We start from the raw sequence: 13069 nt of genomic DNA on the forward strand, positions 1-13069 counted from the left end.
GAAAGAGATAGTTAAAAAAGATCTTAGGTTATTGGGGCTTCTTGGTTTGAATAATCACCGACGAAAGAAACATCCATCAAATATCATATGCTAAAGATAGTTAGTGGCAATTATGCGTTTTTACTCATTTTTCTCCCATATTTCATATCCGAGTGCTCTTCCAGTGGGCATAATATTTGAATAGCTTACATAAATTTTGCTATTGTCACTATCTACTTTAATGTCGTAAGTGCCAAAGTCAGGATCGGATCCGCTATCTATATATTGACATACCCCCTTACCATTATTAGGATTTGCCCTATCAAGATTTATTGTAAATTTAACTTTGCCTTTTTCATAAAAAGCTGTCCCCACATATTCACCTTCTCCCCGATAATTCAAAGTAACAGCAACGTTTACACTTTTTTCTTTGTATGCTCGGGTCATATCTTTATACGGATCCCCAGATGTAATACTTAAATTCTCTTCAGTTATTTTTATTCTTGAATACTTACCTGTTAATTTTGACAATTTATTTTTTTCATAAATCCAATTCATTAATTCGATAACAAGTACAACCAAAGAAGATGTGAAAAGCCCTATAAGTATATCTCTCAAATTACCATTGATACTCATACATTTTTGGAGCATTAATGTCAATAAGACCACGACAATCAAGAATAATGAAAGACGTACCCAAAAGGATAATTTCTTTTTTGGTATTGAATTAAACATTTTCAAGCTCAATCTGTTATAGTAAATGAACTAATTTAATTACGCCTCCGTCCGTCCAAACGTGCCATTTAAACGCTGTGGCCTCACTCCTTTAGCGCCGAGTCCCAATGCTCTGCAACTTTGCCGTTTTCAACGCGGAGCATTTCAAACGAGGTGGTAGTGTATTTTTTGGTAGGATCTTTTGGATCGGGATGTATGCTTTTAAAACTAAGTACCACGCGGTCGCCTTCTGCAACAATGGCAATCAGCGGACCTTGAATGGTATCAACAATTGGCCGGGCTTTTGCGAATTTTGAAAAGAAATCAATAAAACCTTGTCTGCCTGTTGGCACGTTCGGATTGTGCTGAATATAAGTTTCGAGCATATATTGCGGCGCTAGTTCCAAGTGACCGCCCTCTAAAACCGAGCGCCAAAAATCATATACTATTTTTTTGTTTTTGGCAAGCTGCGGATCATTGCTGTATAGCATCTGTTTCTGGCTTTGAGCAAAACTGTTTGCAGCAAAAAAGACTGTAAAACCAATAAATATTAATTTTCTTTTCATTTAGTTTATGGTTGTTTAGGTGATTGGGGCTTATAAAGATACGTTTATAATTAAATGATAGGAAGAGAAAATGAACCACTCGTTCACTCTAGCTTCTTTGTCCTATTTATCATTAAATTAATAACTGTAATTATTGATTATAGCTCTCTTCGTTTTTAAAATTGAATAGAAAGCTGTATTTTTGATTATGAATGAAAAACATCAAAGATGAATTACAACATATCATTCTCGGAGATGAACCGGCTGGCCAAGCAAGTAAACTCAAAAAAGTCCAGCGTTTCCTTAGATCAGATGAGGAAACAAGCTTCGCTATTGAAAAACAGCAGTGGTTCAAAAGTAAAGAAACAACAGCACTCCTAGCATTCGCAGAAAAAGAGGATATTATTTATACCCCGGCAATTGATGAAAGTGATTTTATCAGTGAAGGTGCGGAACAAAAAGTCTATCGATTTGATGGATCACACGTCATTAAGACAAACGGGGGTATCTTTTACGAATGCTGGTTCGACTACTTCAACAGCCTGCTCATCCATAATTATTTCTTTCCGTCTACCGCTTATACATTTCTTGGCTTCAAAATGATTGCAGGTGAATTGAACGCAGTAGTAATGCAGGAATTTATCATGACTTCCGAGCCTACCAACCTTGCTACAGTAAAAGAATTCTTAGCGTACAACAATTTCCATAACACTCGTAATAATGACTACATCAACTACGATTTGGGGTTAATATTTGAGAATTTGCACGACGAGAATGTACTTTCGATTGACAGCGTTCTTTTCTTTATTGACACCGTTTTTTACTTAACAGAAGATTTTTATACCACCTAGACTCAGGGGCATTAATTAAATTAAAGCTTGCTCCACATTGTAAATCAAAAACTCTCAGAAAAATTAATTCTCATCCCCCTACAATGACCTATCCAAATGAACATATCCCCCATCTACATAAATTAATTGCCCAGTGGTATGGCTGGATAGCGGGGAAAGCAAGAATACGGCCATATTAGCTATTTCCTCAACGGTTGTCATTCTTTTACCCAGGGGGATATTATTTTTTATGGCGTCCAGCTTTTCGTCTGGGTTATTTATGGTGCTGATCCATTGTTCGTAAAGCGGGGTCCAGCATTCAGCCACAATAATGGCATTAACACGAATCTGATGCGGGAGCAGTTCCACTGCCCACTCACGGGTTAGTGCATTTCTTCCGCCATTAGCAGCCGCGTAACCCGATGTGCCGCCCTGGCCAGTATCTGCTGTTTTGGAACTGATATTTAAGATACTTCCTTTTGATTTTATTAACTCGGGCAATACCGCCTGCGCCATTAAATAATAGTGTACAAGGTTTTGGTGCAGGGAAGCTATAAACTTTTCATAATTACCGCTTTGCAACCCTACTCCGTCATTTGCACCTGCGTTATTTACCAGCCCGTCAATCCTGCCAAAGCGTTCTATAATAGTTTCAACAGCCGGAGCACATGCTGCAGAGTTTACCAAATCAGCTACAATATGACCACACTTTCCACCCAGAAGTTCAATTTCTTTAACTGTATTGAGGTTATGGGCTTCTGTACGACTAACAATTACCGGCACCGCGCCTTCCCTCACTAAAGCCAGTGCAATTCCTTTTCCAATTCCTCTTGCCCCGCCGGTAACAATGATCACCTTGCCTTTAAGTTGTAAATCCATGTTTTTTTAATTGTCTTCGTTTAATTTATAAAACGCTACAGCATTAGCTCCCCAAAACAATTCTTGATTGCCGATTGGAAATTTTGCGGTATAAATGTTTATTGCATTAAAAAACAGATCATACCCACCAGCCAGGTTGCATACCGGCCAGTCGGAGCCATACATTACCCGGTGTTTCCCGAATGTTGAAAAAACAATATCCAGGTAAGGTTCCAGATCCTGCAAGGTCCAGTTATGCCAGTCTGCTTCCGTAACCAGGCCTGAAATTTTGCAGGATACATTGTTATGTTTGGCCAGCAAATTAATATCGTGATGCCATTGCGTAATTTCTTTATCCTTAATCCGGGGTTTCGCCATATGGTCAATTACAAAACGCTGTTCGGGGAACTGTTCCACCAGTTGCAATGCAAATTTCAGGTGTTCGGGGCGTATCAACAGGTCATAAGTAAATCCATACTGATTTAGTAAAGCTATTCCTTTCAAAAACCGGGGATTTAACATAAAGGCCGGATCTTTTTCCGCTTCCAGCACATGCCTGAATCCTTTTATCAGTGGAAATTGAGCATACTTTTTTAAATGTAACTCCACTTGCTCCGAACACAGATCAACCCAACCCACAATCCCCTTAATAAAAGGGTTATCTTCTGCACACTCCAGTAAAAAGAAATTGTCGCCCTCATTTTGTCTTGATTGCACCGCAATACACCTATCAATTTTGTTTTCCGTCAAAATAGCTAACAACTCATTTGGCAAAAAATCTCTACGGATATTTTTTTTATCGGGAGTGATCCAACTATCCTGTTCCGCATCAAAAATCCAAAAATGCTGATGTGCATCAATAATCTGCATATTTACTGCCTTTTATTTTTAGGTTGATCAGTTATTAAGGTGCACAAATCCGCCATCTATCAAATAGTCGCAGCCGGTAATAAATGCCGATTCGTCTGCACATAAAAACAAAGCGAGTGTTGCTACCTCCTCAGGCGTTCCCATCCTTTTTATAGGCTGACTGTCGGATAGTTCCTTAAACATCTCCGCTTCACGCCCTGGGTAGTTTTTAGCTATAAAACCATCAACAAAAGGGGTATGCACCCGTGCGGGCGACAGACTGTTACACCTGATATTATCAGCCAGGTAATCCCGCGCCACAGACATGGTCATAGCATAAATTGCCCCTTTACTGGCCGAATAAGCAAACCTATTGGTAATGCCCACATGTGCCGCTATGGAAGCCGTATTGAGGATAGCGCCGCGTTTATTTTTCTGCATCAGGGGCAACACGGCATGCAAACAATTATAGGCACCCTTTACATTAACATCCATCACCCGCTGAAAATCCTCGGGCGCGGTATTGCCTGCATTGCCAACATGGGCTATACCTGCATTGTTAACCAATATATCAATATCACCTATCTGATTAAACGCTTCAGTAACGGCTGTCAGATCTGTAATATTACAACTGATAAACTGAGCTTTATATCCATTTTGGGTGATGGTATCAACGGTAGTATTTCCCGATTGACTATCCACATCAATAATATAAACAGATGCTTCACGGGTTGCAAAAAGAATAGCAATAGCCTTACCGATACCGCTGCCTCCACCGGTAATTACCACGTTTTTACCTTTTAAACTGAACATGTCCATTTCCTATTGTATTTGTTTAAAGTGATACGCCTCTTTTCCAGGGAATAAAATCATCCTGACCCAGTTTTGCTGCCTTTGTTTCTACCTCGCCGCTGGCTACATCTATAATAAAATTCAAAATCCGCTCAGCTACCTGTCGTATGGTTTCTTTACCCTCAATAATGGTTCCGCAGTTGATGTCAATAATATCGGGCATGCGTTCAAACAGCGTGGTGTTTGTGGATAGCTTGATAACCTGTGTTATGGGGTTACCTGTTGGCGTTCCCAGGCCGGTAGTAAACAACACGATGTTAGCACCCGAACCTACTTCGGCAGTGGTACTTTCCACATCGCTGCCGGGTGTACATAAAAGGTTTAAGCCTTTTTCTGTTATTTTCTCCGGATAATCCAAAACCGCCGTTACCGGTGATGTCCCTCCTTTTTTTGCCGCACCTGCTGATTTTATTGCATCGGTGATCAGCCCATCCCTGATATTTCCGGGTGATGGATTGGCATAAAATCCGGAACCACTTTGTTCAGCAGCTTTATTGTAATTGATCATCAAATCCATAAACCTGTTAGCCACCCCTTCATTTACGCAACGGTTACTTAACTCCTGCTCAACCCCACATAGTTCCGGAAATTCTGAAAGAACCACGCTACCATCCATTGCTACTAACAGATCGGAAACATAACCTAATGCCGGGTTTGCTGAGATTCCCGAAAACCCATCAGATCCGCCGCATTCCAAACCGATACACAATTTGGACAATGGTGCAGGGCGCCGTTCAATTTTATTTGCTTCTATCAAACCGGCAAAAGTCTGCTTCAGGGCTTCCTGTAAGAGGTTACTTTCGGTTCCCAATTTTTGCTGCTCTAATATAAACAGAGGCTTATCAAATGATGGTGAGCGTTTGGCAATTTCCTGCTGTAAAATACTCACCTGTGCATGCTGGCATCCTAAACTCAATACGGTGGCTCCCGCAACATTGGCATGCGTAATGTAACCGGCCAATAAACCGCATAAAGTCTCGGCATCAGCCTTCGTACCTCCGCAGCCCATGGTATGGTTCAAAAATTTAATGCCATCAACATTTTTAAACATCCGTTTGTTTACAGGGCTGTTTTGGGAATCTTTCAAATCCGCATTCAATATATCTTCTGTAGTTTTTCCTGCCTGATACAGGTCAACTAATTGCTCAACTTCCGATTGATAGCTGTCGGCCTTTTTGTAGCCCAGCTTTCCGGTCAGTGCTTCCTTTAAAACATCAATATTCCTGTTTTCGCAAAAAACAAGAGGGATAACCAACCAATGGTTAGCCGTCCCTACTGAACCATCGCTGCGGTGATAGCCTTTAAACGTTCTTCCCGAAAACTGGCTGACATCCGGCCTTTGCCAGTTTGATTTCCGCTCGCCTAGTTTAAAATCAGCTGAGGCATGTACAATATTATTAACCGTTATTAATCCGCCTAACGCAATCGGCTCAGTAGCTTTGCCCACCAGCACGCCATACATGATAATCTCATCGCCTGCCTGCAAGGGCATTAAGGTAAATTTATGCTTGGCTTTAATGTCAGCCGTAGTAATTGACAATCCGTCTAAAAAAATCTGTGTCCCTGCCTTTAAATCCTGCAGCGCCACTGCAACGTTATCCTTCTGATGGATACGCAAAAAAACATCCGCTACTTCCTGACTCATTTTCTATTAATTATACTAATTCAAATATTTTTTCCATTAAAACCCATTTCTCTCCTTTGCCAGCTCCCGGAATATGCTGCTGATACTTCAGCATCAATGTTTCCCACTCCTGTACCTTCGGGTTGGCATTATCCATCAGCGCTTTTTTTTCAAAGCTAAAACCGTCAGCAGCTTTGATTAACATGCACAGCCTGTTTCCGAAACAATAAATATCCATGCTTTCAATTCCTGAATCTTTAATGCTCAATAAAATTTCCGGCCATACTTTTTGATGATGGGCTATATATTCCGCAATAAGTTGCGGATCATTTTTTAGGTCGAGGGTTAAACAATATTGATTCATGGCATTTATTTAATAACGCATTAATTAACTAGTCCTTACACGATAACCCTTCCACCCATACCATGCCACAATAATAAAACAGCATAGCGGAACGCAATAGGCTATGGATGTAGAATATTTATCAGCAATAACACCCATCACAACAGGTACAATAGCACCGCCTATAATGGCCATAATAATAAACGAGGATGCTTTTTGTGTGTAGGAACCCAAATCTTTTAACCCCAATGCAAAAATGGTAGGAAACATAATGGATTCAAAAAAGAATACACCCAATAAAGCATAAACCGATAGCCATTTTAAATCCGCAACCACTATGGCACAAAGCAAAATATTAACAACTGCGTAAACAGCCAGCAATTTATTTGCATCTACAACCTTCATTAATGCAGTGCCAACAAAACGCCCGGTGGTGAACAATATTAATCCGGCCGATAGCAATGCAGACGCCCTGGCATTGGAGACACCACTCCCGTTCTCTGTACAGTAATTAATAAAAAATGCCGCTACCCCCACCTGGGCGGCTACATAAAAAAATTGCGCTATAACTGCATTGGTAAAATTCCGGTGCGAAAATAAGGGCCGGGTAACTATTTCTTCTTCCGCTGCCGGTGTATTTTCCCTGATCTCCGGTAAAGGTGTCCGCAGAAAGAAAATGGTAATCAGCAAAACAACAATCCCGATAATGATATAAATTATTTTAACCGAATCCAGGTTGGCGGGGCCATCTTTCTTATCTCCAAAAAATAGGTACGCCGCTATAATAGGGCCTAAAAATGAACCTATCCCGTTAAAACACTGGGATAAATTTAATCGATTGGCAGAGGTTTCCGGTGCACCTAAAACCGTTACGTAAGGGTTGGCTGCGGTCTCCAAAAATGCCAGTCCGGAGGCGAGAATAAATAGTGCAACCAAAAAAAAGTTAAAACTTAAATGCACTGCTGCCGGGTAAAATAAAAACGCTCCTGTTGCATAAAGCAGCAGCCCAATTATAATTCCCCGTTTATAGCCATATTTATTCATCAACAGCCCGGCAGGCACTGCAACCAGAAAATAAGCGCCAAAATAGGCTCCCTGCAATAGGGTGGAGCGTGTTTTGGTAATGTTCAATATTTCCTGAAAGTGCTTGTTTAAAACATCGAGCAAGCCGTAAGCAAAACCCCACATAAAAAATAAACACGTAACAAGCACGAACGGAAAAATATATTTATTTTTTGCCATGAGCTGGTAATGATGAATTTGAATTGAATAATTGGTATTACAAATAAAACAGATATTGGGCTATAAAAAATTGATGTAATTAGCTAGTTATTAAACAATATTATCCTATCTTACCCAATAAGCAAGTAATTGTAATAATTAAATTAAACTTTGAATATTTGATCAGCTTTTATGAAACCACACCTGTTAAAAGTATCAAGAGATCAGAGCGGCTCTTTCAGTGCCAGGCGTGAAACCAGGGCCAACGTAAATAACAAGTGGCATTATCACCCTGAAATTGAACTTGTTTATTTTAAAAAAGGCTATGGCACACAATATATTGGAGATAGCATCAGCACCTTTATGCCCGGTGATGTGGCGCTGGTTGGCTCAAATTTACCGCATTTTTGGCATTTTGATATAACCACAAATAATCACCATGAAGCAGATGTTAGTGTTATTCATTTTAAAGAGTTTTTTTGGGGTGAGCCATTTCTCCAGTTGCCCGAAACAAATACCATTAAATGTGCGCTGGAAAAATCAAACCGTGGAATTTATATTGCAGGTGAAAATGATAATACTATTGGAGCGCTGATTGAAAAGATTGTGGAGGCTGATGGTTTTAGAAAAATAAACCTGCTTATGGAAGTATTGCATATTATAGGTGAATCTGCTAAAGCTAAGTTAATGGCCTCCATTGGTTTCAGAAACAATTTCCCCGAAGAAGTAAGCAACAACATGGATGCAGTGTATAATTACACTATCCAAAATTTCAGAAACAACATCACACTGAAAGAAATAGCCGATGTAGCTAATATGAGCCCGAATTATTTTTGCCGTTATTTCAAATTAAAAAACAGCAAAACATTTTCATACTTTATTAGTGAAATAAGAGTTGGCCATGCGTGTAAGCTGTTAATTGAAAACAAGCTCACCATAAAGGAGATCTCCTTCGAAAGCGGCTTTAATAATTTTACAAGTTTCCACAATCACTTTAAAATAATTACCGGTAAAACACCACTAACTTATCAGAAAATGTTTTTGCGTTAAGCGACTGGCTTTTTTATTTATGAAAATTCCTATATTGCAACCATCAATGACAAAAGCATTTAAACATATCATCATTTCTACCCAGCCGACTGTTAGTCTGCTGAATAGCGTGCTGATTATTGTCTTGATTATTATTCCTTTAATACCGGGAGTATCCTGATTGTAATCTAATTTAACCAATGATACAGCAGCCTCCCGGAAAATTCCTGGAGGCTTTTTTTTTAATTCAAAATCATGAAAAAGCCAGCAAAACCAGAAGACCAGTTTATTTTTTCCATCTACGCCCAGGACAAAAAAGGCCTCATCGGCCAGATTCTTATCTATTTTAACCGGAGCAGTTATGATGTATTAAGCATGAATGTAGCGCGTACCGACATTAGCGATCTGGTATTGATAACTATAGAAGCAGAAGTGCCTGCGAATTCACTGTTGCCCTTTACAGAAAAGCTGAAAAAGATTGTGGAAATTTATACGGTACATACATATGCTGCAGGAGAAGGGCTGAAGAAAACAGGGTTTTACAGGTTGAGTACTTCCGCATTGAACCAACATTTGTGGGCGTTGACAACTAAATACGGGGCCACCCTGAACAACATTGGCGAAAACTGCATGGTGATTTCAAAAACAGGCAGTGACCGCGATTTGACCGAATTATATGAATTGCTGGAAGGGCCGCATTTACTTGGATTTTGTAAAAGTGGTTTGATAATGGAGGAAAGTTTGGCTCATTTTGAAGACTTAAAATAATCATTATCCCGGTTGTACTCTATTTATAATTGATCTGCCACCAAATAATTCAACATTTGTAATTTAGCTATCATGATAACTAAACTGGAATCTTATTATCTAAGCAAGCCTGAGCCTTATCAAAGTTGTTTGCTTGCTTTAAGAGATATTATTTTACAGGCGAATGCTGAAATCTATCATGAACGTAAATTCCAGATACCTTTCTTTGCTTACAGAGGCAAAAAACTGGGTTATTTATGGCTTAATGGAAAAAAGTTAATGCTGGGATTTTGCCTGGATAAGAGCTTGCAGGAGGTAATACCGGGATTTAAACTTAAAGATAAATATGAATCGATGCAGATAGATCCAAACGCAGATATCCCTATTGAGGTTATTTTACTAAAGCTTAATTATTATCTTAGTCTTATTGACCGGGCTTTACCGGATTAGTTTTAATTTCCGGTAAAGACTTCATTGGGAAAAATTAGCTCTTATTGAAAACCGGAGACTTATGCTCCTTTTGCAGTAAATGCATTTTCAAATAATCTTTAAATTTCAACCAGGCACTGGTATTTCTATTTGCATCAGCAAAGTCAACTTGTGGGAAATACACTTTAAACCTTCTGATAAAGCCTAAAGTATAATTTACGTGAGCCATAAATTCTTCATCTTTATCTGTACTGTACCTTATATCTGAAAGTGATTCCAGTTCCTGCTCCAGTTCATAATTAAAATCCATTAAAACCTGTTTATCAGCTGATATCAAACCATTATTAACATAGTTTTTTAAACGAACATCAATCAGTTTTAATGTACTATATGCATCAAAAGAATAATTATCAAAAGAATACAATCTTCTTTCGAAATTATTTATCTGGATCATCTCGCGGCTCAATAAATTATCGTTTGTAAACATAACTCAGGTTTTATTATAAAAGGTTTTTATTATAAGTGGTTATAATGTATATTTTTATAGCAAATACTTTACCAAATCAAGCACCTATTAACTTCCAATCAATAAATTTCCTAAAAGTAATAATATTTCTACTAGGTTAACGAAACTTTCTTTAAAAAATTACGTATAAAGCTTTGTCAATACTATTTTTTCTTCTTTCGTTACTGAAGGTCAATATTTTGTGACTCTTTCTGTAGACAGTGTGTGGTCAATATTATCTACTTATAGGGGATATTTTTACCGGAAATCAACTCCGTCTTCATCAAAAAAACAAGCAATTTCAACAGAATGTAGTAGCGTTTTCACAAAAACACGTCCTTCCACAAACAACTTTACTACTTTTGAAAGCAATATTTGGCCTGCATAAATATGATTCAACGGAAAAATGAAAACTGGTTCAGGATGCTTTTTGTTTGGCAAGGCTCTGTTTTGCCTAAGATACTGCCCCGCTTAACCCTACTTTTTATTTTAAGCGTAGCCGTAGTATTTTTTAATGGCGAGTTTTTCAATCATAAAATCCCCCTTAACCCGGCACCATTTACTTTATTTGGTATTGCCCTGGCGTTATTTTTAGGCTTCAGAAACAATGCAAGTTATGAACGCTTTTGGGAGGGCCGCAAACTATGGGGTGCTTTGCTTAACGACACGCGGTCTTTAGGGCGTAAATGCATTACCTTAAGTAATTACTCAATACAAAGTATTGAAACAACCATTTTTATCAATTATCTTATTGCGTTTACTTATGCCTTAAAGCATCAATTAAGATATACAGATGCAAATGCCGATATGGAGAAGTGGTTACCGGTTGAACTGGCTGAAAGCCTTAAATCAGTAAAGTACAAGCCGGTTATTATTATGAAGGTAATGGCGCAATGGGTACAAAACGCCAAAGACGAAAAAAAGATCGATTCCATTATTCAAACTTCTTTTGATGAAAGTTTCAGTAAACTATCAGACATTATTGGTGGTTGTGAAAGGATAGCATCAACCCCAATTCCGTACACCTACAAGGTAATGCTTCACCGCACGGTGTATTTGTACTGTTTTTTACTTCCATTTGGGTTTGTTGACAGCTTAGGCTGGATGACACCTATTGTAACCACTTTTATAGCTTATACTTTTGTAGCCCTGGAAGCTATTGCCGATGAAATTGAAGGGCCATTTGGTACTGACCCTAATGATCTTCCTTTAAACGCCATGAGCAAAACCATTGAAAATACGTTATTGGAAATGACAGAGCGCCCGCTAACCATAACTGCCGAAAACAGTTCACCATTTTATATTGATTAAATCACAGCTTTCTTTTCAACGGGATTTGCAAATTTGTTGGTCTGTTTTCCGGTGAATCAAAAGCACGTCCATCCACATGCTTGCTGCCCATAAAAAGCAGCTCATTAAAGATATAAATCAAATCATAATCTATATAAATTTGCCCTTCAGCAAGTCCAAAAGCAAGGAACGCTTTTGCTTTAATATCCTGCATTATGCCAACCTCCCATTTATTTAAACCATTTAATGGTGCTTTGTTTAAAGCATCTGAAAAGCCCAGGTGCAGGGGTATAATTTCATAAGCCTCATCGGCAATATAATCAACATTCCAGGCTCCGTTTACAATTCCATTAGCATCCTGCCATTTGTTGTGCCCTTTAATAACAATTTTAACCAAGGGCACTTTTCCACCCGCATCAGCATAATTAATAACGGTACATACAAATTTGTTACCGGCAGTAAATTTAAAGGTCCTGAAAACATAAAACGGATTGATATTTCCACTTCCGGTTCTATCTTTAACTGGCCTTAATTCTACCGCTATACTTTCCCATTCTCCACCTTCAATAAATTGCCTGGTTTGTTCTGCTGTCATTGTTGTTGTTTGTTAAGGTAGTAAAGTTGCTACATTTGTCTTACTGGCACAAGTAGTCCATTTTGTAGTTACTAGTACATTTTTATAGACCAATGGCTAATACCCGAAAAACCAAAGATTTTAATCCATTTAATTGCCCGGTTACCCAATGCATGAACAAGATTGGTGGAAAATGGAAGATCCTGATCATTTATGCTGTTTATAAAAACTGTAATCGTTTCAGTAAATTACAAAAGGCAATCCCCATTATCAGCAAACAAATGCTGGTTAATCAACTCCGAGAGCTGGAGGAAGATAAGATTCTGGAGCGGATTATTTATGCCGAAATTCCCCCTCGTGTGGAATATAAAATAACAGAATACGGAAAATCACTGATGCCGGTCATCGCCGTTTTGCAAGAATGGGGTTTGAATGATCTTAAACTTTCAGCCGAGACAGCCTCTCCATCTGCTACTTAAAAAATAAAGTAAAATGAAGCTTCGCAAAAAACGGAACTCCTGGTGTATAACGTACTTGGTCAACCGGAGCGGTTTCACCTTTTAATTGCGAGATGTATTCAAACTACGATTCATCCCATTGGCGGTTAAACAGGTTTTCGATAGCCACGCCAATTTTGTACTTCTTTTGCGTATAGTCTACCGTCAAATCGGTAATAAAAT

The 13069-nt window shown here is 38.7% G+C and carries 17 protein-coding genes; 7 read left to right on the plus strand and 10 right to left on the minus strand.

From position 1 onward, the window contains the following. Window positions 1-120 precede the first annotated feature (120 nt). Together JN11_RS20285 and JN11_RS20290 are read right to left on the minus strand one after the other, a co-directional pair. Window positions 121-714: a hypothetical protein gene (locus JN11_RS20285; RefSeq protein WP_144915554.1), complete on the minus strand. Its 594-nt coding sequence runs from the start codon at window positions 712-714 to the stop codon at window positions 121-123. A gap of 83 nt (window positions 715-797) precedes the next feature. Continuing rightward, window positions 798-1259 (minus strand): nuclear transport factor 2 family protein, encoded by a 462-nt coding sequence (locus tag JN11_RS20290; protein WP_144915556.1) that lies wholly within the window; start codon window positions 1257-1259, stop codon window positions 798-800. 191 nt (window positions 1260-1450) lie between these two features. Here JN11_RS20290 and JN11_RS20295 point away from each other — a divergent pair, with 191 nt between their 5' ends. Next, window positions 1451-2089, plus strand: coding sequence for a putative polyvalent protein kinase domain-containing protein (locus JN11_RS20295; RefSeq protein ID WP_144915557.1), 639 nt, complete (start codon window positions 1451-1453; stop codon window positions 2087-2089). Window positions 2090-2167: 78 nt separating this feature from the next. Here JN11_RS20295 and JN11_RS20300 read toward each other — a convergent pair whose 3' ends face one another. From JN11_RS20300 to fucP, 6 genes are read right to left on the minus strand one after another with little or no spacing between them, the layout of a single operon-like run. Beyond that, window positions 2168-2947, minus strand: coding sequence for an L-fucose dehydrogenase (locus tag JN11_RS20300; RefSeq protein WP_144915559.1), 780 nt, complete (start codon window positions 2945-2947; stop codon window positions 2168-2170). A 6-nt stretch (window positions 2948-2953) separates the two neighbouring features. Beyond that, window positions 2954-3796 carry an amidohydrolase family protein gene (locus tag JN11_RS20305; protein ID WP_144915561.1) on the minus strand — a complete coding sequence of 281 codons (843 nt, stop codon included), beginning with the start codon at window positions 3794-3796 and terminating at the stop codon, window positions 2954-2956. A gap of 27 nt (window positions 3797-3823) precedes the next feature. Continuing rightward, window positions 3824-4588 (minus strand): SDR family NAD(P)-dependent oxidoreductase, encoded by a 765-nt coding sequence (locus JN11_RS20310; RefSeq protein ID WP_144915812.1) that lies wholly within the window; start codon window positions 4586-4588, stop codon window positions 3824-3826. A gap of 22 nt (window positions 4589-4610) precedes the next feature. After that, the gene (locus JN11_RS20315; protein WP_144915562.1) at window positions 4611-6272 is read right to left on the minus strand and encodes a UxaA family hydrolase; all 1662 of its coding nucleotides are present in this window, start codon (window positions 6270-6272) and stop codon (window positions 4611-4613) included. Window positions 6273-6282: 10 nt separating this feature from the next. After that, window positions 6283-6615 (minus strand): L-rhamnose mutarotase, encoded by a 333-nt coding sequence (locus tag JN11_RS20320; RefSeq protein ID WP_144915564.1) that lies wholly within the window; start codon window positions 6613-6615, stop codon window positions 6283-6285. A 24-nt stretch (window positions 6616-6639) separates the two neighbouring features. Further along, window positions 6640-7836 carry an L-fucose:H+ symporter permease gene (gene fucP, locus JN11_RS20325; RefSeq protein WP_144915565.1) on the minus strand — a complete coding sequence of 399 codons (1197 nt, stop codon included), beginning with the start codon at window positions 7834-7836 and terminating at the stop codon, window positions 6640-6642. Between the two features lie 171 nt (window positions 7837-8007). On the opposite strand from fucP, the gene JN11_RS20330 reads away from it, so the two are divergent. From JN11_RS20330 to JN11_RS20340, 4 genes are all read left to right on the plus strand, one after another. Continuing rightward, the gene (locus JN11_RS20330; RefSeq protein ID WP_144915567.1) at window positions 8008-8865 is read left to right on the plus strand and encodes an AraC family transcriptional regulator; all 858 of its coding nucleotides are present in this window, start codon (window positions 8008-8010) and stop codon (window positions 8863-8865) included. Window positions 8866-8884: 19 nt separating this feature from the next. Further along, window positions 8885-9025, plus strand: a complete 141-nt coding sequence (locus JN11_RS24540; protein WP_170227810.1) for a hypothetical protein — start codon at window positions 8885-8887, stop codon at window positions 9023-9025. A gap of 74 nt (window positions 9026-9099) precedes the next feature. Beyond that, complete coding sequence (locus JN11_RS20335; protein ID WP_144915568.1) at window positions 9100-9612, plus strand: hypothetical protein; 513 nt, start codon at window positions 9100-9102, stop codon at window positions 9610-9612. Window positions 9613-9684: 72 nt separating this feature from the next. Next, window positions 9685-10041, plus strand: a complete 357-nt coding sequence (locus tag JN11_RS20340; RefSeq protein WP_144915570.1) for a DUF1801 domain-containing protein — start codon at window positions 9685-9687, stop codon at window positions 10039-10041. A 34-nt stretch (window positions 10042-10075) separates the two neighbouring features. On the opposite strand, the gene JN11_RS20345 is transcribed toward JN11_RS20340, so the two are convergent. Then, the gene (locus tag JN11_RS20345; protein ID WP_144915571.1) at window positions 10076-10507 is read right to left on the minus strand and encodes a hypothetical protein; all 432 of its coding nucleotides are present in this window, start codon (window positions 10505-10507) and stop codon (window positions 10076-10078) included. 408 nt (window positions 10508-10915) lie between these two features. Between JN11_RS20345 and JN11_RS20350 the strand changes: the two genes are divergently transcribed. Continuing rightward, the gene (locus tag JN11_RS20350; protein WP_144915573.1) at window positions 10916-11836 is read left to right on the plus strand and encodes a bestrophin family protein; all 921 of its coding nucleotides are present in this window, start codon (window positions 10916-10918) and stop codon (window positions 11834-11836) included. Window position 11837: 1 nt separating this feature from the next. Here the strand turns inward: JN11_RS20350 and JN11_RS20355 are convergent, their stop codons facing one another. Then, window positions 11838-12410: a hypothetical protein gene (locus JN11_RS20355; protein WP_144915575.1), complete on the minus strand. Its 573-nt coding sequence runs from the start codon at window positions 12408-12410 to the stop codon at window positions 11838-11840. A 92-nt stretch (window positions 12411-12502) separates the two neighbouring features. Here JN11_RS20355 and JN11_RS20360 point away from each other — a divergent pair, with 92 nt between their 5' ends. Then, window positions 12503-12868, plus strand: coding sequence for a winged helix-turn-helix transcriptional regulator (locus tag JN11_RS20360; RefSeq protein WP_144915576.1), 366 nt, complete (start codon window positions 12503-12505; stop codon window positions 12866-12868). Window positions 12869-13069 lie beyond the last annotated feature (201 nt).

The organism is Mucilaginibacter frigoritolerans, assembly GCF_007830615.1.
Taxonomy (GTDB): Bacteria; Bacteroidota; Bacteroidia; order Sphingobacteriales; family Sphingobacteriaceae; genus Mucilaginibacter; species Mucilaginibacter frigoritolerans.